The 21122-nt window shown below is 66.2% G+C and carries 25 protein-coding genes; 17 read left to right on the top strand and 8 right to left on the bottom strand.

Annotation, left to right across the window (positions count from 1 at the left end; genetic code table 11):
• Window positions 1–79: 79 nt before the first annotated feature.
• Window positions 80–1483, bottom strand: a complete 1404-nt coding sequence (locus tag AB0H42_RS02765) for a M20/M25/M40 family metallo-hydrolase (protein WP_357048813.1) — start codon at window positions 1481–1483, stop codon at window positions 80–82.
• A gap of 136 nt (window positions 1484–1619) precedes the next feature.
• Between AB0H42_RS02765 and AB0H42_RS02770 the strand changes: the two genes are divergently transcribed.
• Window positions 1620–2357 (top strand): DUF4191 domain-containing protein, encoded by a 738-nt coding sequence (locus AB0H42_RS02770; RefSeq protein WP_357048816.1) that lies wholly within the window; start codon window positions 1620–1622, stop codon window positions 2355–2357.
• A gap of 143 nt (window positions 2358–2500) precedes the next feature.
• Here the strand turns inward: AB0H42_RS02770 and AB0H42_RS02775 are convergent, their stop codons facing one another.
• Window positions 2501–2953 carry an RDD family protein gene (locus AB0H42_RS02775; protein WP_357048819.1) on the bottom strand — a complete coding sequence of 151 codons (453 nt, stop codon included), beginning with the start codon at window positions 2951–2953 and terminating at the stop codon, window positions 2501–2503.
• A gap of 495 nt (window positions 2954–3448) precedes the next feature.
• On the opposite strand from AB0H42_RS02775, the gene glnA reads away from it, so the two are divergent.
• Entirely contained in the window at window positions 3449–4885 is a 1437-nt protein-coding gene (gene glnA, locus AB0H42_RS02780; protein ID WP_357048822.1) for a type I glutamate--ammonia ligase, read from the top strand.
• Here the strand turns inward: glnA and AB0H42_RS02785 are convergent.
• Entirely contained in the window at window positions 4870–5142 is a 273-nt protein-coding gene (locus tag AB0H42_RS02785; RefSeq protein WP_357049598.1) for a hypothetical protein, read from the bottom strand. The genes glnA and AB0H42_RS02785 overlap by 16 nt on opposite strands.
• Between AB0H42_RS02785 and AB0H42_RS02790 the strand changes: the two genes are divergently transcribed.
• Window positions 5129–5464 carry a hypothetical protein gene (locus AB0H42_RS02790; RefSeq protein ID WP_357049529.1) on the top strand — a complete coding sequence of 112 codons (336 nt, stop codon included), beginning with the start codon at window positions 5129–5131 and terminating at the stop codon, window positions 5462–5464. The two genes, AB0H42_RS02785 and AB0H42_RS02790, sit on opposite strands and share 14 nt — an antisense overlap.
• A 395-nt stretch (window positions 5465–5859) precedes the next feature.
• Window positions 5860–6078, top strand: a complete 219-nt coding sequence (locus AB0H42_RS02795; protein WP_357048824.1) for a DUF4287 domain-containing protein — start codon at window positions 5860–5862, stop codon at window positions 6076–6078.
• A 137-nt stretch (window positions 6079–6215) separates the two neighbouring features.
• Here the strand turns inward: AB0H42_RS02795 and AB0H42_RS02800 are convergent, their stop codons facing one another.
• Together AB0H42_RS02800 and AB0H42_RS02805 are read right to left on the bottom strand one after the other, a co-directional pair.
• A complete protein-coding gene (locus AB0H42_RS02800; RefSeq protein ID WP_357048827.1) occupies window positions 6216–6506 on the bottom strand; it encodes a hypothetical protein in 291 nt (96 codons plus the stop codon).
• Window positions 6507–6737: 231 nt separating this feature from the next.
• A complete protein-coding gene (locus AB0H42_RS02805; protein WP_357048830.1) occupies window positions 6738–7877 on the bottom strand; it encodes a CHAP domain-containing protein in 1140 nt (379 codons plus the stop codon).
• A 607-nt stretch (window positions 7878–8484) separates the two neighbouring features.
• Between AB0H42_RS02805 and AB0H42_RS02810 the strand changes: the two genes are divergently transcribed.
• Window positions 8485–8793: a hypothetical protein gene (locus tag AB0H42_RS02810; RefSeq protein WP_357049532.1), complete on the top strand. Its 309-nt coding sequence runs from the start codon at window positions 8485–8487 to the stop codon at window positions 8791–8793.
• On the opposite strand, the gene AB0H42_RS02815 is transcribed toward AB0H42_RS02810, so the two are convergent.
• Window positions 8775–9137 carry a hypothetical protein gene (locus tag AB0H42_RS02815; RefSeq protein ID WP_357048833.1) on the bottom strand — a complete coding sequence of 121 codons (363 nt, stop codon included), beginning with the start codon at window positions 9135–9137 and terminating at the stop codon, window positions 8775–8777. The genes AB0H42_RS02810 and AB0H42_RS02815 overlap by 19 nt on opposite strands.
• Before the next feature lie 254 nt (window positions 9138–9391).
• On the opposite strand from AB0H42_RS02815, the gene AB0H42_RS02820 reads away from it, so the two are divergent.
• The 3 genes from AB0H42_RS02820 to AB0H42_RS02830 are packed head-to-tail and all read left to right on the top strand — an operon-like array spanning window position 9392 to window position 11357.
• On the top strand, window positions 9392–9754 hold the full coding sequence (locus AB0H42_RS02820) for a GntR family transcriptional regulator (protein WP_357048836.1): 363 nt from the start codon (window positions 9392–9394) through the stop codon (window positions 9752–9754).
• Window positions 9751–10668, top strand: a complete 918-nt coding sequence (locus AB0H42_RS02825) for an ABC transporter ATP-binding protein (protein WP_357048839.1) — start codon at window positions 9751–9753, stop codon at window positions 10666–10668. Before AB0H42_RS02820 ends, AB0H42_RS02825 begins: the two co-directional genes overlap by 4 nt.
• Window positions 10665–11357: an ABC transporter permease gene (locus AB0H42_RS02830; protein WP_357048842.1), complete on the top strand. Its 693-nt coding sequence runs from the start codon at window positions 10665–10667 to the stop codon at window positions 11355–11357. Before AB0H42_RS02825 ends, AB0H42_RS02830 begins: the two co-directional genes overlap by 4 nt.
• A gap of 136 nt (window positions 11358–11493) precedes the next feature.
• Here the strand turns inward: AB0H42_RS02830 and AB0H42_RS02835 are convergent, their stop codons facing one another.
• Window positions 11494–12036, bottom strand: coding sequence for a TetR/AcrR family transcriptional regulator (locus AB0H42_RS02835; RefSeq protein ID WP_357048845.1), 543 nt, complete (start codon window positions 12034–12036; stop codon window positions 11494–11496).
• A 116-nt stretch (window positions 12037–12152) separates the two neighbouring features.
• Between AB0H42_RS02835 and AB0H42_RS02840 the strand changes: the two genes are divergently transcribed.
• The 9 genes from AB0H42_RS02840 (at window position 12153) to AB0H42_RS02880 (ending at window position 19878) form a co-directional block, all read left to right on the top strand.
• Window positions 12153–12824 (top strand): class I SAM-dependent methyltransferase, encoded by a 672-nt coding sequence (locus AB0H42_RS02840; protein WP_357048848.1) that lies wholly within the window; start codon window positions 12153–12155, stop codon window positions 12822–12824.
• Between the two features lie 169 nt (window positions 12825–12993).
• Window positions 12994–13386 (top strand): hypothetical protein, encoded by a 393-nt coding sequence (locus AB0H42_RS02845; protein WP_357048851.1) that lies wholly within the window; start codon window positions 12994–12996, stop codon window positions 13384–13386.
• A gap of 51 nt (window positions 13387–13437) precedes the next feature.
• Window positions 13438–13770, top strand: coding sequence for a hypothetical protein (locus AB0H42_RS02850; RefSeq protein ID WP_357048854.1), 333 nt, complete (start codon window positions 13438–13440; stop codon window positions 13768–13770).
• Window positions 13771–13839: 69 nt separating this feature from the next.
• Complete coding sequence (locus tag AB0H42_RS02855) at window positions 13840–14151, top strand: hypothetical protein (RefSeq protein WP_357048857.1); 312 nt, start codon at window positions 13840–13842, stop codon at window positions 14149–14151.
• An 86-nt stretch (window positions 14152–14237) separates the two neighbouring features.
• On the top strand, window positions 14238–16598 hold the full coding sequence (locus AB0H42_RS02860) for a hypothetical protein (protein WP_357048860.1): 2361 nt from the start codon (window positions 14238–14240) through the stop codon (window positions 16596–16598).
• Window positions 16599–16704: 106 nt separating this feature from the next.
• Window positions 16705–17298 carry a DUF4178 domain-containing protein gene (locus AB0H42_RS02865; protein ID WP_357048863.1) on the top strand — a complete coding sequence of 198 codons (594 nt, stop codon included), beginning with the start codon at window positions 16705–16707 and terminating at the stop codon, window positions 17296–17298.
• Window positions 17299–17350: 52 nt separating this feature from the next.
• Window positions 17351–17779 (top strand): DUF4247 domain-containing protein, encoded by a 429-nt coding sequence (locus tag AB0H42_RS02870; protein ID WP_357048866.1) that lies wholly within the window; start codon window positions 17351–17353, stop codon window positions 17777–17779.
• A gap of 40 nt (window positions 17780–17819) precedes the next feature.
• Entirely contained in the window at window positions 17820–18245 is a 426-nt protein-coding gene (locus AB0H42_RS02875) for a DUF350 domain-containing protein (protein WP_030523977.1), read from the top strand.
• A 1-nt stretch (window position 18246) separates the two neighbouring features.
• Entirely contained in the window at window positions 18247–19878 is a 1632-nt protein-coding gene (locus AB0H42_RS02880) for a polyamine aminopropyltransferase (RefSeq protein WP_357048869.1), read from the top strand.
• A 29-nt stretch (window positions 19879–19907) separates the two neighbouring features.
• Here the strand turns inward: AB0H42_RS02880 and AB0H42_RS02885 are convergent, their stop codons facing one another.
• Window positions 19908–21092: an FAD-dependent monooxygenase gene (locus tag AB0H42_RS02885; RefSeq protein WP_357048872.1), complete on the bottom strand. Its 1185-nt coding sequence runs from the start codon at window positions 21090–21092 to the stop codon at window positions 19908–19910.
• Between the last annotated feature and the right edge of the window lie 30 nt (window positions 21093–21122).

A 21122-nucleotide genomic window follows, 5' to 3' on the forward strand; every position in this document is an offset into this window, starting at 1 on the left:
GTATCGCCTCATGGGGTCTCCTTCGGAGTTGGTGCGTGTCGTCGGCGGCGGCCGTAGCGAAGGTGGAGGTGTCGCCCCCTCAGCCGGCCTGTTCCGGCTCGGCGAGCGCGGTGAGCAGGCGCCGGTTGAAGTCGATGAGGCGAGCGTAGTTCACCCGGGACAGCCGCTCGTCGTTTCCGTGTATCCGTTCCAGATCCGCGGCCGTGAGCCGGATCGGGGCGAAATTGCAGCGGGTGGCGGCCAGATCGTCGTAGTGGCGGGAGTCGGTGGCGCCGGGAACCAGGCCGGTGGTCACCGCGACGCCGGGCACCACCTGCTCGGTGAGGCGCGCGATCAGGTCGAACTGTGGACCGGGGCCGGTCGCGGGGGAGGGTTCCGACGCCGCCCCCACCAGTTCGATCCGCACCCGGGGGTCGCGGACGGTCCGGCGGCAGTGCGCGAGTACCGAGTCGACCGTATCGCCGGGCAGGATCCGGAAGTTGATCAGCGCTTCGGCCTGCTGCGGCAGTACATTCGCCTTCACTCCGCCGCGGATCACCGTCGGTGCCGTGGTGGTCCGCACCAGCGCCTCCGTCTGCGGTGCCGCGGCCATGATCCGGGTGATCACCGGCGCCGCCAGCGTCGCGAACCCGAGCAGCCGGCGTTTGGTGGCGGGGAGATGCGGGCGCAGGCGGGCGAGCATATCGGTGACCACGGGAGTCACCCGTAAGGGCATCGGATCGTCTTGGATCCGGCTCACGGCGCGGGCCAGCCGCCCGACCGCGGTCCGCCGGCCCGGCATGGACGAATGCCCGCCCGTCTCCGATACGGACAACCGGACCGTGGCATAGCCCTTCTCACCGACCATGATCGTGGCCACCGGGACGGTCACCTCGCCCACGATCCCCTCGGTGACCACCCCGCCCTCGTCCAGCAGCAGGTCGGCGTGGCCGCCCAGCTCCCGGAGCCGGGCGGCCATCCGCACGGCGCCCCGGTCGCCGAACACCTCTTCGTCGTGGCCGAACGCCAGATGAACGGTGTGCCGGGGCCGCACCCCGTCGGCGAGGGCGGATTCGACCGCCTCCAGGATGGCCAGCACCCGGCTCTTGTCGTCGATCGCGCCGCGGCCCCAGATGAACTCCGCGTCCACGACGCCCGCGAACGGTGGATGGGTCCAGGGGGCCGGATCGTCCGCGGGCACCACGTCCTGATGCGCGAGCAGGATCGCGGCCGTTCGTGAGGGATCCACGCCCGGCCAGGTGTAGAGCCGGCTGTGCCCGAAAAGCTCGAGGTCGAGTGCGGCGTGCACCCGGGGAAACGACCGCTCCAGGTGCTCGGCGAGGCGCCGGAATTCCGCATCGGCCGCCGGGCCGGAGCCGTCGAGGCCCGGCTCGGCCTCCTCCCGGGACACCGTGACGCAGCGCAGTGCGGCGGCCAGGCGCTCCGCCGTCGCGTCGTCGACCGGTGCGCCGGCCGCCGGATCGGCCTCCAGTTCGGTGGACATCCCTGCATTCTCCTCGCCCGCGCAACCCCCGGCCCGGACCGTCCGGCGGTGCGATGCCGGTTTCCGGGCGCGGCCGCCTGTGGCCGGAGTCCGTCCCGTGGCCGGAGGTCGCGGGCCGGGCATTATTCTGGGAGCCATGGCAGCAGGCAAGCCCGACAAAGAGGCGAAGGCCGCGGCGAAAGCGGCGCGCAAAGCACAGTCGAAGGAACGTCGTCAGCAGATCTGGCAGGCGTTCCAGATGCAGCGCAAAGAGGACAAGCTGCTGCTGCCGCTGATGATCGGCGCGGTGGTCGTCACCACACTGGTGCTGGTCGGGATCGGCTTCCTCTTCGGTGTGCAGTGGTTCCTGCTGCCCTTGGGTCTGCTGCTCGGGCTGCTGTTCGCCTTCATCATCTTCGGCCGTCGTGTGCAGAAATCCGTCTACGGAAAAGCTGAGGGCCAGGCCGGTGCCGCCGCGTGGGTGCTGGACAACCTGCAGGGCAAATGGCGGGTCAGCAACGGTATCGCCGCCACCACCCAGCTCGACGCCGTGCACCGGGTGATCGGTCTGCCCGGGGTGATCTTGGTCGGAGAGGGATCACCGCAACGGCTGCGGTCGCTGCTGGCCCAGGAGAAGAAGCGCACCGCCCGGCTCATCGGTGACACCCCGATCTACGACGTGGTGATCGGCAACGAGGAGGGGCAGGTCCCGCTGAAGGAACTCCAGCGTTACCTGACCAAACTCCCGCGCAATATCGACACCAAGCGGATGGATCAGATCGAGGGCCGGCTCAGTGCCCTCAGCTCGCGCAGCGGGGGTCCGGCCATGCCCAAGGGGCCGATGCCGACGAACGCCAAGATGCGGGGCATGCAGCGCACCATCCGCCGCCGCTGACCCGGTGCGGCCGGTGGCTCAGCGTCGCCACAGCCAGAGCACCCGGTCGTAGGCGAGCAGGTGGTAGGCCGGCACGGAGACCGAGCAGTACCGGATTCAGTGACGCCGCGCGGGGGCATAACCGGGCGTCACGTGGTAAGAGGTCAGCGAGAACGCACCACCGCGGTGCCGGTCGCGCGATCGTGCATCCCGCGTCCGTCCGCGTCGGTGAACAGCGCGGGGATCACGAACACCAGCAGCACCTGGCGGCCGAGCGCCCGCAGGAACCCGACCGGTGCCTCGGCATCGACCCGGGCCACGCGGATGCGCAGGAAATACTGCCCGGGGGTGAATCCGAACAGCGTCACCGCCGCCACCCCGATCACGAACCAGAGCCCCAGGTTCACCGATGAGGCCGGCATACCCTGCGCGATCAACGCCGAGATACCGACCGCGATGAGCCAGTCCACCAGCATCGCGACCACGCGGCGGAACATCCCCGGTAACGACCCGGCGCCCTCCCGCGGCAGACCCAGGCCCGACCCGGCGTAATCGTCGCTGCCGGTACCGGGGGCGACAGGAGGTCCGGAGAGCCAGGAACCGGTGATACGTGCCATGCAACCCAGAATAGGCGTACCTCCGCGTGCGCTCCGGCCTGCGCTCCTGCGTACCTCCGCGTGCGCTCCGGCCTGCGCTCCTGCGTACCTCCGCGTGCGCTCCGGCCTGCGCTCCTGCGTACCTCCGCGTGCGCTCCGGCCTGCGCTGCCGCGTACCTCCGCGTGCGCTTCGGGCGTGTGCTGTCGTCGTATACCTGGGCATCCACTCGCCGGGCGCGGATCGTGGATAGGCTTCGCCTCGACCGCGCCTGCGGCGGTGTGCGGCGCCCGAGTGACGGCGGCCTCCGTTACATGGGGTTCTCGCGGGATTCCGGGCATAAAGGGCAGCCCGGACCGAACCCGCAGTTCGTGGCGTGGCCGAGGACACGCCGCCGACCCGACGTGTAACACTGGCGAAACACACTCTTGACTGGCGGGAAACACCCTGTCCATAGCGTCGGGTCGCGACGCCCCGCACTCGATACTGGCTGGGAATCTATCCGTAAGGAGAACCAAGTGACGTTCAGCACGGCCGACGAGGTCATCAAGTACATCGCGGATTCGGAGGTCGAATATGTCGACATCCGCTTCAGCGATCTGCCCGGTGTGCAGCAGCACTTCTCCATCCCGGCGAAGGCCTTCACGACCGATCTCGCCGAAGAGGGCCTGGCCTTCGACGGTTCTTCGGTACGCGGTTTCCAGTCCATCGACGAGTCCGACATGCTGCTGCTGCCCGACTACAGCACCGCGCAGCTCGACCCGTTCCGTGCGGCGAAGACGCTCAATATGAACTTCTTCGTGCACGACCCCTTCACCCGTGAGGCGTACTCGCGCGACCCGCGCAATATCGCCCGCAAGGCGGAGGAGTACCTGCGCTCGACCGGTATCGCCGATACCGCGTTCTTCGGCGCCGAGGCCGAGTTCTACATCTTCGACTCGGTGCGCTACGACTCCGCCATGAACGGCGCCTTCTATCAGGTCGAGTCGATCTCCGGCTCTTGGAACACCGGTGCGGCGACCAACCCCGACGGCAGCCCGAACCGCGGATACAAGGTTCGTAACAAGGGCGGGTACTTCCCGGTCGCCCCCTACGACCACTATGTCGACCTGCGCGACAAGATCTCCACCAACCTGCAGAACGCCGGTTTCGAGCTGGAGCGTGGTCACCACGAGGTCGGCACCGCCGGTCAGGCCGAGATCAACTACAAGTTCAACACCCTGCTGAGCGCGGCCGACGACCTGCAGCTGTTCAAGTACATCGTCAAGAACACCGCGTGGGCCGAGGGCAAGACCGTCACCTTCATGCCGAAGCCGCTGTTCGGTGACAACGGCTCGGGTATGCACGCACACCAGTCGCTGTGGAAGGACGGCAAGCCGCTGTTCCACGACGAGGCCGGCTACGGCGGCCTGTCGGATCTGGCCCGCCACTACATCGGCGGCATCCTGCACCACGCGCCGTCGCTGCTGGCGTTCACCAACCCCACCGTGAACTCCTACCACCGCCTGGTCCCGGGCTACGAGGCCCCGATCAACCTGGTGTACTCGCAGCGCAACCGCTCCGCGGCGGTCCGCATCCCGGTCACCGGCAACAACCCGAAGGCCAAGCGCATCGAGTTCCGCGCGCCGGACTCTTCGGGCAACCCGTACCTGGCCTTCGCCGCCATGCTGATGGCCGGCCTGGACGGTATCAAGAAGAAGATCGAGCCGCTGGCCCCCGTCGACAAGGACCTCTACGAGCTCCCGCCGGAGGAGGCCAAGAACATCCCGCAGGCCCCCACCAGCCTGGCCTCGGTCATCGACCGCCTCGAGGCCGATCACGAATACCTCACCGAAGGCAATGTCTTCACCGAGGATCTGATCGACACCTGGATCAGCATCAAGCGTGAGCAGGAGATCGCCCCGGTGAACCTGCGGCCGCACCCGTACGAGTTCGAGCTCTACTTCGACGTGTAAGCCGCTATAGCGGTCCGACCTGCGGCGGAGCATTTACGAACCACCTTCCGTCCGCAATAGGTCCGCAACAGCTGTAGCCGAGTCCACCCCTCCGCGATCACTCCACCGATTGCGGTCCGGGTGGACTCGTCGGCGTCCGGCCACAAACCACACATGGAGGTCTCCGAGGTGGTCTCCGCGCCGGTATGACGCAGCCGGGTGTGCACCGTCTCGATATCGGCGCCCTTCACGATCAGCGGCGACGTGAAATCGGCCACTGGCTACAGTGCGGCCTTGCTGCACACGGCCGAGGTCCCCGCGACAACCACGACCCCACTGCTCAATCACTGGATGTCGACCACGATCGCGTCGGTCATCGCCGACTACGCCGAACAGATAGACAACGGCCGGTACCCCGGTGACGAGGAATGGCTCGAACTCGATGCGCCCCTCATGGACCACCTCATCCAAGTCGCCCGAGTGCGGGGTGTGAACACCGACTTGCCCCAACTCGTCAAATCGCTCACGGACAGAGGCATCGAGGCCGGCCACGGCAGAGACAGCTTCGCAAGCCTGATAGAGGTCATCACCGGCTCCTGAGCCGTCGCCCGGACGGGCACCTCGACAAAGGTCGGGTCGTCCTCGCCGGTGTTGCCGATCCGGTGTGCCGTCCGGAGCGTCACGTCGACGGTGCCACCGGCTCGTGGACCGGTTGTGCGATGCGGAAGTCGCTCACCGCTGTTCGCGTAACGACGCTCCGCCCGGTTTCACTACCGCGGACAGCTCGTCGGGTACGTCCCGCACCGGAAAGCGCGGTCGGTATCGACATTGTCGACCTGATCTCGGCGTGCGTGAGCGTGAGATACGCCCAGTGTGTGTAGATCCGGCCGGTAACGATCGGTGGGTGATGTGCGACACACAGTCGGCGCGGGCGATGAGATCTCGACGAGCCTCCCGTCTCACTACCGAGTTCGTAATCAGCAAGGAGATCGAAGATGGCGACCACTCCGAAGGGACCCGCGTCCTACTTCCCGTCCATCGAGGCCGAATACGGCCGCAGTATCGAGAAGTGGAAGACGGTCCTTCGTGCGGCGGGGTCGACTTCGCACAAGGAACTCGTCGAATTGCTGAAGTCCGAGCACGGTTTCGGGCACGGGCACGCGAACGCACTCGTCCAGCATCATCTCCATCCCGGGAAATGGGCCGCTGCCTGACCTGATTCGTTCAGGTCCCGGTAGGAGCACCGACACGCACGAGGGGTGCTGCGGATCGATCCGCATCGTCGTCGGATGCTCCTGCCGGAACGGCCTCGGTCTCGAATTCGCGTGCGCCCGCGACAGTCACGCCGCGCTCAGGACTCCGGCGGGAGTATCGGTGGGCTGAACACCTCTTCCAGCGGGATGGGGCCGGTGTAGCGGCGGCAGTTGCAGCCGACCCATTCGCGCATGCCGTGCATACCTCTGCGGGAGAATTCGGCGTGGCATTTCCCGGTCTCGCGGTCGTGCAACGCCAGGTCGTGCCCGCAGCCGCAGCGCGCCGTGAGTTTCGGTGTCGAGCCGGACCGTCGCCGTGGCCCCAATCGGCCGCCTATCCAGCCGATCGCGACGAGGCCGGCGCCGACCGCAAGGCTCAGTGGATCCATGCAAGAAGTATACGTATACGCATAGAGCGGTGTGCCGGAAGTTCGAGGGTTGGTCTACGACCTGCGCTCACTTCTCGCGGTCGGCACGAAGTTGTGTGACGGCGGGGGCCGTGGTGATCCCGGCCCGGGCTCCTGCGCGACTACCTTCCGTGCAAGTCACGTCGACCGAGATCGGCGTATATCACTGAGGCTCGGATAGGTTGCGAAGGCGCGGTGAATTCGGTCCCGGGCCTACACCCGCATATCTGACCCAGCGGGTGCTCCTGTGGGCGGCGGTTTGATGATTCCGAAAATATTGCCCGCACTGATCGAGCGTTCTTTTCGCAGGACCCCGTCCGGGCCGTTCGGGTTCGTGGTGTTGCCTTCGATGGTGTGGATGGTTCCGCCGCTGACCGATTCCACGATCCCGATGTGTTGAGGGGTGCCGTCGAAATCCCAGTCGAACACGATCAAATCCCCCGGCTGCGCCTGCGTGACGCTGTCCCTCTTCAGACCCATACCGATGGCGTCGTTCCAGATATCGGGCACGAAATTCTTATTGGTCCAGTTCACGTCATACCCCGCCTGGTCCCACACCCAGCTGGTGAATGACGCGCACCATAGGCTGTCGATGTTGTACGGGGCGTTCACCCGGTTCCCGGAGCCCTCGGTGAGCCCGAGCTGACTCCGCGCCACCTCGAGGGTGCTGCCTACCGGATCGTTCGGGTTGGTGATCGCGTAGCTGGCTTTGCTGGGTGAGGCCTGGAAGGCGGTGGCGGTCACGGAACCGACACCGCCGCCGTTGGTGCGATAGCCCGCCGGGACGGTCGGCGCCGACCCATCGATCTGGCGGGCGTGGGTGTCGATGGTGTTCGCCGCGTTGTCGACTTCCTCGTGCACCCGGTCGACCGAGTTCAGCAGGGAGCGCAGCAGTGCGAACTCCTCGCCCCGAGGTAGGCGGTAGACGCCGTCCTCGCCTTTTGTCGGGTCGGGTGTGTCGGCGAGGTCGGCGCGAAGCTCTCCGACGATCGACATGATGTTCTGATACGTATCGTTCGAGGTCGAGAACGCGGCCACCTGAGAGTCGTTGATGCTCGCGTTCTGCTGGTCGAGGGTCCTCCGCAACGTCCGCGCGTCCTCTTGCCGACCTTTGTACTTGTCGATCATGACGGACTCTTGCTTCGGATCGTCCAAGTCGTCCTCACCCGGGAGCCCTTTGTCGTCGAGCCATTTGGCGAAATCCGGTGCGCTGCCCGGATCTCCCGAAGCCAATAGCAGTATCGACCGATTGATGTTCTCCTCGACTGCGCCGATGAGGGGGTGCAGGCGCTCGGCGCCCGCGGGACGAGGCAGGGGGTCGATCTCGAGCTGTTCGACGGTGGTCGGACTCATCGGATACTTCTCTCTGCGCCGGCCGTACAGCCACGACAACGAATACACGGTGTGAACCGGCTCCGGACAACCCTGCCCGGCTCGGAGCCGCACCTCAGTGCGTTATAGCACGATTTACGGACATTCCCGGCACCGAGAAAGCCCCTCGCACACCCACGTGACGCCCGCGCACGCTACCCCAACTTCGAACAGCGGGCGGCGAATCCGATCGGCGGGTGAGCCGGACCGGCACATGGTCTTGGGCCTGGTGTCGGGCAATCCGGCCCGAGAGGTCTCGTGAAGCAGCAGGCACACTGGAAGCCATGGCCGGTGCGGGGGTGCCGTGCTCGAACAGCCGACAGGCGGCGAGTTCGGCGGGGTGTTCAACGGCCATGTCACCCGGCCCCACACGGTGTCGTCCGGGAAATCGCGTACAACCCCGCGTGGCGGATCGACCCGGACGGGTCTGTCGTATCGAGTTGACGCCGGTGACAGCCGGAGCATGCGGTCGTCCCGGGTCGGTAAGGTGATCCGGATCGACTCCGGCATATGCGTCCGCGCCGTAGTCTTCCGGGTACCGCGGCACCGGTCACGGTGCACATCGGCATGAGGAATCGGAGTGGTGCATATGGTGATTCGGGAACGATCGGGTGCGGCCGCGGTCGATACCGCGCCGGTCTACGGCGAACCGTTCGAGACTGCGGACGGTGCCATCGTCATCACCGTCTCGTGCCGCGGTAGCTTTCCCGGATCACCCATGCGACCTGCGGGAATCTTCGTGGTTCGCGACAGCGCCGCCACCTGGGTTCCCGCAGTGGACGTCAACCGGATCGCGCTGCTGGGTGAATGGATCGGGTTGCTCGCCGCCGTGATCGCCGCTCTCGCGGTGTTGCGGCGACCGCCGTGGCCGGACCTTTCCTACCGGCGCACCAACTGAATCGGCGCGGCGGCTCGGCTCCGCCGCCCGCGTGAGTCGCTGTAGATCGCCTCGGCACGGTCTGCTACAGCGGCCGGAACCCATCTACCGGAACAGACGACGACACCCGGCGGCAGCACCCGAACCCGTGCAGTGCGGACCCCGGTTACGCGACCGCACCGACCGGCTCGGCGTGTCGCGGTGAGCAGGGCTATCGCCCGCGGTCCGACGCCGTGCAGCGGAAGCAACTCGTCGAGGCGTTCGGGTAGATCGTCGATCGTCCGGTATCCCGCGCCGATCAACGCGCCTGTCGCCGGTCTGCCGATCTTCGCCCCGTCGAAGACAGCTCCACGATCCTCGGTCACGCGGGCGAATCTACGCCGCTGTGCCGGTGGCACGCCCGAATTACGCCACCGCATCGCGGGTGCGCCGTGACGAGCCGCGGGGATCGGGCTACCTGTGCCCGGTGTGGGACCGCGAGCGCAGAAGCCACCGTGCGATATACGCGATCGCCCCACTGTGCCTCCACCTCCGACTCCCGTCTTGCGGAGTACCTGTCGCAGGCTCTATGGTTCATTACATGAGTAATGAACCACTCAACCAGGGAAGGTGAGGATCCGTGCTCGCGGACGGTAAGCCGCTCTTCCTGCAGATCGCGGAGATGGTCGAGAACTCGATCATCGACGGGTCGCTTCCCGAGGAGGCGCAGGCGCCGTCGTCGAACGAGCTCGCGGCCTTCCATCGGATCAACCCGGCGACAGCGGCCAAAGGCCTGAACCAACTGGTGTCGGACGGGATTCTGTACAAGAAACGAGGGATCGGCATGTTCGTCACCGCGGGTGCGCGCGGTGCGTTGCGACTGCGGCGCACGGAGCGATTCGCCCAGCAGTACATCGACCCGCTCATCGCCGAAGCCGACAAGCTCGGTATGGGCATCGACGAACTCAAGACCCTGCTCGACCAACGGGAGGGGACCCGATGACCACCACCTTCATCGATCCGGCACTCGACAACGCGGTACTCGCCCGGGCCCGCGGGGTGACCATGCGCTTCGGTTCGGTCACCGCGCTCGACGATGTGACCTTCGATCTGCGCGAGAAAACCGTCTACGGTCTGCTCGGCCGCAACGGTGCCGGGAAGACGACGCTCATGCAGGTGCTCACCGGCCAGATATTCCAAACCTCGGGAGAGGTCCGGATCAACGGCGCGGTGCCGCACGAGAACGCCGAAGTGCTGCGCTCGGTGTCCTTCATCAAGGAGAGCCAGGCCTATCCGGCCGATTACAAGGTCAAGCATGTGCTGAGCGCGGCCCGGCACCTGCTCCCGAACTGGGACGAGGATTTCGCCCGCGAGCTGGTACGCGATTTCGATCTGCCGACCGACCGCAAAGTGAAGAAGCTCTCCCGCGGCATGACCTCCGCGCTCGGCGTGATCGTCGGTCTCGCCTCCCGCGCCCCGCTGACCTTCTTCGACGAACCGTACCTCGGCCTGGACGCCGTGGCCCGGCAGCTCTTCTACGACCGGCTGCTCGCCGACTACACCGAATACCCCCGCACGGTAGTGCTTTCCACACATCTGATCGACGAGGTCGCCGACCTGCTCGAGCACGTGCTGCTCATCGACCGCGGCCGGCTCATCGCCGACGCCTCCGCCGACGAAATGCGGGACGGCGCGCTCACGGTCTCCGGACCGACCTCCGATATCGATCGTTTCGTCGCGGGCAGATCGGAACTGCGCCGCGAATCACTGGGTACCCAGAGCCGGGTGCTGCTGCGCACCAGCGACAACGCCACCGACACCCGGAACGCGAAAATACTGGGTCTGCTGGTGGAACCGGTCTCGTTGCAGCAATTCATCGTCGAAACCACACCCTTGCACGGCAAGGAAAACTCATGATCGCCCGCGCTCTCGCTGTGTCCCGGATCCACACGGTGGCCTGGCCGCTGCTGATCGCCTGGCCGCTGGGAATCCTCCTCGCCGCCTTCGCGATCCCGTGGGTGATCTTCGCCCTCATCGACGCCACCGACGCGAACACGACCGGCAGTATCTACTCCATCCTCGGCGTGACCATGGCCTTCTACATGGGTGCGATGACGCAGACCTTCCCCTTCGCCCTCGGCCTCGGCGTCACCCGCCGTGACTTCTTCAACGCCACCGCCCTGGTCGGTGCCGTGCAGGTATTCGGAACTGCCCTGCTGCTGTGGGTGCTGGCCATTGTCGAGGACCACACCGACGGGTGGGGTGTGCGGATGGAAATGTTCGGTCTGCCAGGTAATTTCACCGACAACCGGCTGACCCAGTTCGCCACCTACGCGGCATTCCTGGGGTTGGTCGCCTGTGTCAGTCTGTTCCTCGGCGCGGTCTACCAGCGCTGGCGGGTCACCGGCCTCTACACGGCCGGTGCGGGTTTCCTGCTCCTCGGTGGGCTCGCCGCCATCCTGGTGACCTGGCAGCGGTGGTGGCCCGCGGTAGGCGCCTGGTTCGTCGACACGCCCCGGGCGGTGCCGATGGTAGCGCTGCCGACCGCGGTCGCCCTGGCCGCGCTGATCGGTGCCCGGGTCACGATCCGCCGCGCCACGGCCTGACCGAGACGGGGATGAGGCGGGCGCGGTCGGCTCGGGAGCGTGGAGGAGCCGACCGGACCCTGCCCTGGTGATCCCCTCGCCGGAACGGGTCCCGACCGCCACTGCGGCCCGGACCCGTTTCTTGTTGCCGGCCCGATCACGAAAGCGAGCCCGGCGGCCGATTCAGGTAGTGCGATTCGAAATGCCGCCACGCCGCATCGGGTGCGACGGGAGCCGCGGGATCGGTGACCGCGGTGAGCAACCCGACCAGGGCCCACGACAGGGTCGTCACGGCGAGATCGTCGACCTCCGCGCCGGGCCGCCCGGCGAAATGTTCCCGCAGGATCGTGGCGACACTGTGCCGATAGCCGCGCAGCGCGGTACTGGATGCCTTGGGGCCGATCAGCGGCTGATACACCTGCGGGTATCCGGCGGCGAGCGCCAGCATTACCCGGACCGGCGCCCACCGCCCCCGATCAGGTGAGCGGGCGATCTCCGCACGGAGATGCTCGGCGCAACTCACCACCAGCAGATCGTCCTTGTCGCGGTAGTGGGCGTAGAAAGTGGACCGCCCGACATCGGCCCGCGCGATCACGTCGCTGACGGTGATGCGGTCGTAGGGCTGTTCGATCATCAGTTCGATGAGCGCCCGGTGCAGAGCGTTACGGGTCCGGCGGACCCGGCGGTCCGGTTCCTCCACGGCCTCTCCTCTCTGCCCGGTACGGATCGGACAGTATTCGCGGATCTGTGCGGAAACGGACGGATCCCCCGGTTCTGATCCTGGTCGACGCCGGGGCGACCGCGGACGATGAAACCATGACTTCTTCCACTACACCGGCCCGCACACCCATGTTTGTCGACGACCCAGGGACCGGCCTGGTCATCGCGGGTATGCGCCGCTACAACCTGTTCACCGCAGTATGGTTTCTCGGTCGGCATCGCGGACTGCTCGCCGAACTGGCCCGGACGAGCGGAGCGGGTCCAGGAGACGACGCCGTCGATATCGGCTGTGGGCCGGGTAAACTCGTCCGCGCCCTCGGCGCCCGGGTGGGATCGCGGGGCAGCGTGGCCGGAATCGACCCGTCCGCCTCGGCCGTCACCTACAACCAGCGTCACGACGACCGTTCGAATCACCGGTATATCCAGGCCCCGGCGCAGGATCTACCGCTGCCGGATGCTTCGGTCGACGTGGTGACGTGTACCTTCGTCATGCATCACATTCCCGAGGAGCACCGTGCGGCAGCGATCTCCGAGATGTGGCGGGTTTTGCGGCCGGGGGGCCGCTTGCTGCTCGCCGACGCTCACCCGACCCGGTGGATGCGGTTCCTGTTCAGCCGATCCGCACGTCGGCACGGCGACGGCGACCCCTTCGACGCGATCGACATCCGCCGCTACACGCCACTATTGCGCTCGGTCGGGTTCGTGCATGTCGGTCATGTCTCCAGTGGTTATATGACCGGGATCACGACTGCGACCAGACCGGATTGACAACGGTTGTCGACTTCTTATCCGTGTGAACGGTTCGGCCGGACGAGTGGTGTGCGCAGGGATCGGATAGTGAGCGCTCATCGCGCAGTGACCCGACCACTACCTGCCATCGATGGGTGAGATGTGGCCATGGGACACACGGAAGACCTCCCAGTGGTGAGAATCCTGGGTGGAATATGAAAGGTTTGATCTCCGACTGGTCGATGCGGGAGGAGGCGTTGTGTCGAACGGCTGGGGTCGCGCGCATATGCTGCATCCCGACACTGCCGCTGCGCTCGATTCTGCCAGGATCTTCGTCCATGCCGTCGATGACATGTTCGACGAAGTCGGCAAGATCCGCGCACGCCGCCCATCGCCCAGCGGGCGAGTGATCCCCGAGGTGGACGGGGAGGGTCGGTTGGTCGGCCTCTATATTGCTCCCGGTACTATTGCCGCCTCCGACCGGGGCGGGTTGATCTCGGAGATCATGTCGGCAGTCGAGGACAGCACGGTGGACGCTTTCCGGCAGCGGCAGAACGTGGTTCAGGAAACAACATGGCCGATGCCGCCCCGCCGGCCCTGACATGGCGCGGCGTGTGGTGGTGTCGATCACGAGGTCGTGAGAGGTCCGTGCATGTCGAGGCATGGTGAGTCCGAGCCGGTCCCGGTCCGGCATCCCGCCAGCTACGAAGTTTTCAATCCCGACTACTCCGTCGGCGTCGCGTGTGACCGGAGCGGTCTGATCGTCGGCTTGCACCTGGATGACGAGGTGTGGGAGAACACCGATGAGTGGCTGGCTCGCGAAATCGTCAGGGTCGCCAGGCTGGCCCACCTGAAATCACAGGTCGGCCGCCGCTCGGAGTTGATGGCCACTGCTGTCGGTGCACGCCTTGCCGATAGGATGAGTCTCCCTACTCAGATGGATTACGAACTGCTGGAGAAGTCCGAGTTCGATGTCGAGCCCTGAGCCCTCGCCATGTATGGGAATGGCCGAAAATGGGAGACAACCAGTCGGCATCGGAGAGGGTTCGTCGCTATGGCCAAGAAAGTTGCTCAAGACACCGACACGATGCGTCGGCAGGGCGGGGGCAACCACGCAGTCGGTGATGTCAACTACCAGCGCGCGCCGGGCGACCCCGAGTGGGAAGGTGGCCTCGAGTCCCGATACGGCAAGGCGGCCAATGCGTTCAATGTGTATGCGCGTGAGCATGTACGGGGGCGGGAAGCGGGCTTCAATACGGCGGGTGACAAGCGCTACGGTATCGGTGATGTGTCCATCTCGGGGGCCGGACACTTCGAAGCGTCTGATGCAGCGGGCGGTTCCGGGGTCGACTCTGCTTCGGCCTGACTGCGGATCTGAGATATGAAAATGGGCGGCTCATCCGTGCCGAAACACGGTTTCGACCATGTCTTATGTGATCGAGGTGAGGCCTGATGAGTGAGCCCAAGAGTGTTCTCAATCCAGGCGACAGCCTGGAAGAAGGCCAGTGGCTGACCTCTGTCAACGGTCAGTACAAGATGGGTGTCCAGGACGGCAAAATGGTCGTGTTGGACACCACGACGAACAGCGTCGTCTCAACGATTTCGAGCGGTAACTCGACTGGTAACCGGATCGAATTCGAGGAGGAGCACGGTTCTTGGTACACGCTCGGGGCCGGCCAGGCGGGTAACCACACGCTGGAGTTGCAGGACGGCGAAGATCGTGTTTGGGGAGCCGGCACCGATAACGGAACTCAGGGTAGTACCGCCGGCCGGGATTGGGATGACGACGATGATGAGAAGCCGGCCCAGTTCGTTCTAACGAACGACGGTCGCCTGGTTGCCGTCAAAAATCCGGTTGCCGATGGTTGGGACGGCAACCTCTCACTAACGGGCGATAATGTCGTTTGGTCCGACGGGGCCAATCAGGAGGAAATCGATCGGAGAACTTTCCTCGGTGACTCGGACTTCCAATCGAAGGAGCCTGGCAAGGGGGATAAGTTCACCAAATTCCCGTTGGAGTTCAGGGATATACCCGGGGATGTCTCCGATGAGCTGAAGGGCTGCATAGACACAGCGAACTTTCAGCTCCGCTATCTCATGGACCAGATGGGTTCGGTGGATTCCGACGATACCGATAACCCGAAGTTTCTCCAGTATCTGCGTAACCCGGATCAAAAGAAGCCGGATGGAAACGATGTTAAGCTGGATGACAATCTGGCCTCGGATTTCTTCGGTCCTCTGGCCAATGGTGTAGATGCGTCCGGGGAGGCTTCCGATGCGTACGATAACGCATCGATCGCGGCTGCTGCGCTGGAAGAGCAATGGATGGGCCTGGATTCCAAGCTCGAGGAGTTGACCGGGACGGTGACCAGGCTCAACGGTAACGTGTACCGGGACATGTACGACCATATCCAGACTGCACACGAAGATATTTGGGAACAGACCACCAAAGGCGTGACGGCCTATTTCGGCAGCTCTCTGGAAACGCAGTATGCAAAAGGCGGAATTCAGAATCTCGCAGAGGAAGGGCCGATCTACAAGATCGTTCGAGACGCTGTCGTCTACTGTGCGAAGAAAGTGTGGGATTTCGCTGAGACGGTGGCGGATCTCGATTATCCTATCGCTCCTGTCCAGTCGCAATATGAAGGGTTTGCCAACACCCCGGCGAATACGCCCGCCAATACTCCGGCGAATACTCCTGCCAACACGCCGGCGAATACTCCCGCCAACACTCCCGCCAACACGCCGGCGAATACTCCCGCCAACACACCCGCCAACACGCCGGTGAACACTCCGGTCAATACGCCGGTGAACACTCCGGTCAATACGCCGGTGAACACTCCCGCCAATACGCCCGCGAATACTCCGGTCAATACCGAGGATGCGCTGAAGGATTTGAACAACCAGTACGACAAGATCCTGGGCGACTCGACCAAGGACAAAACGGACGGTTCCGATACCACCGGTACCGATGGGGAGCAGTCACCGTCCGGTGTGACCGGGCAAAACGTGTCCGGCGGCCAGAACACCGGTGGCGCCACCCAGGCCCAGCCCGCTGTCCAGGCCCCCCCGCCGACCGCCGCTCCGGATATGAGCGGGCTCTTGATGGCGACCATGATGCCGAAAGTGTTCGAGAGCATGGGCGCGGACCAGCAGGGCAAAGACGGCAAGGACAAGGACGGCAAGGACAAGGACAAGGACGATCCCCGCGGCCAGGGTCGCGAGGTTCCCGCTCCCGGCCAGCCGTCGCCGGGTGTTGCTCCCGGAGCGACCGATCAGGGGCCCGGTGTGCAGCAGGTCATCGCGCCCACCGATACCGGTGCTCCGCCGGTGGTGACCACGCCCGGCGCGATGGTCGACTACAAGATGCCCGACGGTAAGACCACGATTCAGGTGCCACAGGCGGTTTCCGACGCGCTGACCCGACAGCAGGGGAACCCGGCGCTCAACGCGTTCACCGCTTACGAGGGCACGCAGGCCTCGCAGGACATGGGCGGTACCTGGGAAGCCGTTCAGGGAGATTTGAAGACGGGTGACGTGATCAGGTGGGAGAACCACAGTGCCGTCGTGATCAACGACGGGACGGGTCCGCAGTACTGGAAGGACGGGGTTCTCACCCGGCTGGACCAGAACGGCGATCTCGACAACCTGGGTCACGGCAAGTTCGTGCAGTTCCTCCGCCCACAAGGCCTGGGAGAGGCGGACGTGCAGGCTCCCGGCACGCCGACGGAGTTGCCGGAACCGAAGGTCACCCTCGAGACGCCGCAGGCGCCACCCGCGGTCCAGGCACCGCAGGAGCCCAAGCAGGCGTGATCCGATCGGCCGAGCGCGTCATTCGCGCTCGGCCGACCGCAACGCCGCGGTGGCGGGTGTTAGTCTCCGCTGAAATCATCAGAGGGAGGCCGCCATCAACGCGCTGTTGCTCGTCCTGCTCGTCGTCGCGCTAGTCGTGGCGGGGATCGCGTTGTTCCTGTTGGTACGGAAGAAGAACGAGCCTGCCGTCGCGGCCGGTCCCGTGGATCCGTTCGCCGACAAGGATTCCGATGCGTTGCGCGGTGATCCGCGGGCGCTGAAGGCGGGAGATATTGTCGACATCTTCGGCGAGACCTACACCGTCCGTGGCTCGCTACGCCTGAAAGAGGGCGGCTACCAGTGGAGTGAGCATCTGCTGGATACCGCGAGTGGTACCCGCAAATGGTTGTCGGTGGAAGAGGACCCCGATCTCGAGCTGGTGCTGTGGACCGAGACACCGGGAGTCCCGGCGGCGGGCGGGGAAGAGATCGAGCACGACGGGAAGACGTTCCGGCTCGACGAGTCGGGGCGCGCCCAGTACGTCGGCGAGGCGACCACCGGCCTCACCCCTTCGGGCACTGTCGCCTATCACGACTACGCCGCCGCGGACGGCACCCGGCTCTCGTTCGAGGATTTCGGCGAATCGGGCAAAAAGGAAGCCGCGATCGGACAGGTGCTGTATCGGAGTGCGATTATGATCTACCCGCAGTCGCCGAACTGAGCGATAGCTGCGGCACCGGAGGGACTGTGCGCCGGACGGGGGAAGGTTTGCTGTGAGTCGTAAGTCCTGGGTGGTCGCGGTGCTCTGCGCCGTCCTCGTCGTCGTGCTGTCCGGATGCGGATCCGATGACGATGACGACGACAACGGTGTCCGGGCCTACATCACGTCACACTATGCGCGTGCCCCGAAACTCGACGAAGCGAACAACGGGCTGGCGTACACGGCGGGCAAATCGCCGACGGCGATTGCCGACGAGATCACCAAAGCCGCGCGACCGCTGGACCGGCGTACTGCGGGCGCTACCACCTACCTGCAGTATCGCAACGATATCGTCGCGATCTCGCCGAACGGGTCCGGCGCGAAGATCCTGCTCGACGACTACCGGACCGGGCACCGCCGCCACCACAGCGCGATCGCCGTCTTCGGCTGGCCCAGCGACAACACCGGCTTCCGTGGCGGCGGCTCCGGCGACGGAAAGTAACCGCCGCCCGCCCGTCCGGATCCATTCCCAGGAGGAAACAATGCTCGAAGACCTGCCCGCGAACGCCGGCGCCGCGGCCGCCTACTCCGGCCTCGGGATCGTCCTGATGGTGCTGGGGTTCGTCCTGGTGGATGTGCTCACCCCCGGTAACCTGCGTCACCAGATCTGGGTGGAGCGCAACCGTAACGCCGCGCTGCTGGTCGCCGCGAATATGCTGGGTGTGGGCATTATCGTCGCCACCGCCATCTGGACCTCCGACGGCGCGATCGGGCAGGCGCTGGTCACCAGCGCGGTGTACGGGGTCATCGGGCTGGTGGCGATGGCGCTGGCGTTTCTGCTGCTGGAGTTCACCACGCCGGGCGAGTTCCGGGGCGTGGTGAACGAGCACGAACTGCACCCGGGTGTGTGGGTGAGTGCGGCGGTGCACATCGCGGTGGCCGCGGTGGTCGCGTCCGCGCTGACCTGAGTTGCCACCGAACGAATCCCCGGCCGACACCGTAGCGCCGGGACTCCCGCCGGTCGAGGACGCGTTCCGCGCCCGGCCGGCGGAACCGGCGGCGGGTGCGCCGCCCGTCCCCGGACGGTTCGCGCGATCAGCCCTGCTCACCACGGTTTTCGTCTGCGCCGCGTGCGGACTGGTGTACGAACTGTCCCTGGTGACGCTGGGCAGCTATCTGATCGGCGATACCGCCACTCAGGCATCGATCACGCTCAGCGTGATGGTCTGCGCGATGGGGGTCGGCGCCCTGGCCGCGAAACCGTTGCGACAGCGGGCCGCCGCTGCCTTCGTAGTCGTGGAGCTGGCGCTCGCGCTGGTGGGCGGCCTCTCGGTGCTGGGCCTGTACGCCGCCTACGCCTGGCTCGACCTGTACACGGCGGCGCTGGTGGCGGCGTCGTGTTTGATCGGGGCCCTGGTGGGTGCCGAGATCCCGCTGCTGATGGAGATGCTGCAGCGGATCCGCAAACAGGAGGCGGGCAGCGCGGTCGCCGACCTGTTCGCCGCCGACTATGTGGGCGCCCTCCTCGGCGGTTTGGCGTTCCCGTTCCTGCTACTGCCGGTGTTCGGGCAGATCCGCGGCAGTCTCATCGTCGGAGTGGTGAACGCGGTGGCCGGGCTGGTGCTGGTGCTCATCTGGTTCCGCGCCGATCTGTCCCGGCCGGTGCAGGCGGCTCTCGGCGCGGTGACCCTGCTGGTGGCGGCGGTACTGGTCGGCAGCTATGTCTACGCCGATCGATTCGAGGCCACCGCCCAGCAGGCCCTGTTCGCGTATCCGATCGTCTGGCAGCGGCAGACCGAATACCAGAAGATCGTGCTCACCGAATCGGTGTCGCCGTTCGGAACCCGGGACACTCGGTTGTTCCTCAACGGTGATCTGCAGTTCTCGTCGGTGGACGAGTACCGGTACCACGAGGCGATGGTGCATCCGACCCTGGCCGGGCCGCGCCGCGAGGTGCTGGTGATCGGCGGCGGCGACGGGCTGGCACTGCGGGAGATCCTCGAATATCCCGACGTGGAGTCGGTGACGCTGGTCGAACTGGATCCGGCCGTGATCGAGCTCGCCCGAACCGATCGGCGGCTCACCGAACTCAACCGCAATTCTTTCGCCGATCCGCGGGTGCGGGTGGTCACGGCGGACGCGTTCTCCTGGTTGCGGACCGCCGGCGCCGACTACGACGCGGTGATCGTCGATCTGCCCGATCCGGATCAGACCTCTATCGCCAAGCTCTATTCCACCGAGTTCTACGCGATGACGGCCCGGGTGCTGGCCCCCGGCGGCACCATGGTGGTGCAGGCGGGTTCGCCGTTCTTCGCCCCGCATTCGTACTGGTGTATCGCGGCCACTGTCCGCACCTCGGGTCTGAACATCCTGCCGTACCACGTGGACGTCCCGAGTTTCGGTGACTGGGGTTTCGTCCAGGCCACCCGTGACCCCGAGCCGCGGCTCGCGCTGGACCCCCCGGCGCCGCTGCGGTCGATGGACGAGCTGAGTCTGCGGGCCGCGACGATCTTCGCGCCGGATCGCCGGGACACCGGCGAGCAGCCGTCGACACTCATGCATCCGACAATTCTCGAACTGGCGCGTAAGGAATGGGTCTGACGTCCTCCTTTGTCTGAAGGAGAGGATTCTTACCAGCGCTCTGTCGGGGGCTCCCAGCCGGGCGGTGCCCAGGACAGCACCGGTCCCAGCGCCCGCAGCGCGGCGGCGTCCGGGGCCAGGCGCAGCACGGTGTTGCGTACCGGCGTCACCGCCGGCAGCGCCAGTTGCAGCGCGGCGCCCAGCCGGTGCGACAGCCGGGCCAGCGGTTGCACGCGGGCCCGGCGGATCCGGTCGTATTCGGTGAGGGCCCCGGGGATATCGGGGGTCCGGTCGAGCACGGCCGCCAGGGTGACTGCGTCCTCGACGGCGAGATTCGCGCCCTGGCCCAGGTTCGGGGTCATGGCGTGGGCGGCGTCGCCCAGCAACGCCACCCGTTCCCGCACGTAGGTCTCCAGCGGCGGCAGTTCGTAGATATCGTGCCGCAGGATCGCCGCCGGGTCGGCCGCTGCCAGCAGCGCCGGAATCGGGTCGTGCCAGCTGCCGAACCGGCGGCGCAGTTCGTCGAGTTCCCGGCCGGGTTCACGCTGCCCGGCCGGCAGGTTCGCGGTGCCGAACATGTAGACACGTCCGTCGCGCAGCGGCGCGATACCGAAACGCTGCCCGCGGCCCAGGGTCTCGCCACCGGCGAGTACCGGTTCGGCCGGGGTGACAATGGTCCGCCAAGCGGTGTACCCGGCATACGCCGGGCGCCGGGCGCGCGGCCACAGGGTGGCGCGGAGCGTGCTGTTGATCCCGTCGGCACCGAGTACGAGGTCGGCCTCGGCGGTCCCGTCGCTGTGCCGCACCCGCACGCCACGACCGGTGAACTCGACGGCCTCCACCGCACACCCGAACCGCAGGAGGCCGGTGTACAGCGCGGTGCGCAGGATATCCGACAGCTGGTTCCGGTGGATCACCACCAGGTCCCCGTAACGGTCGCGGAGGGCGGCGATATCGGTGCGGGACAACCAGCGCCCGGCGGTATCGCGCATCCCGCCCTCGGTCGCCGCCAGTGACTGTTCGCGGATCGCGGCGCCGACACCGAGCACATCGAGACCACGCAGACCGTTGGGCCACAGGCTCAGTCCTGAACCGGCCGGTTCCGCCCCGGCGGCCCGTTCCAGGACCTCGACTTGCCAGCCGCGCTGCCGCAACGCGATGGCGGCCGTGAGCCCCGCGACGCCGGCACCGACGACCACCGCCCGGCGCTCGGCACTTACCGGTTCCGCGCTCATCGCTACCTCCGGTTTCGAACTCCGCTGCTC

This window comes from Nocardia sp. NPDC050799 (assembly GCF_040654015.1).
GTDB lineage: Bacteria > Actinomycetota > Actinomycetes > Mycobacteriales > Mycobacteriaceae > Nocardia.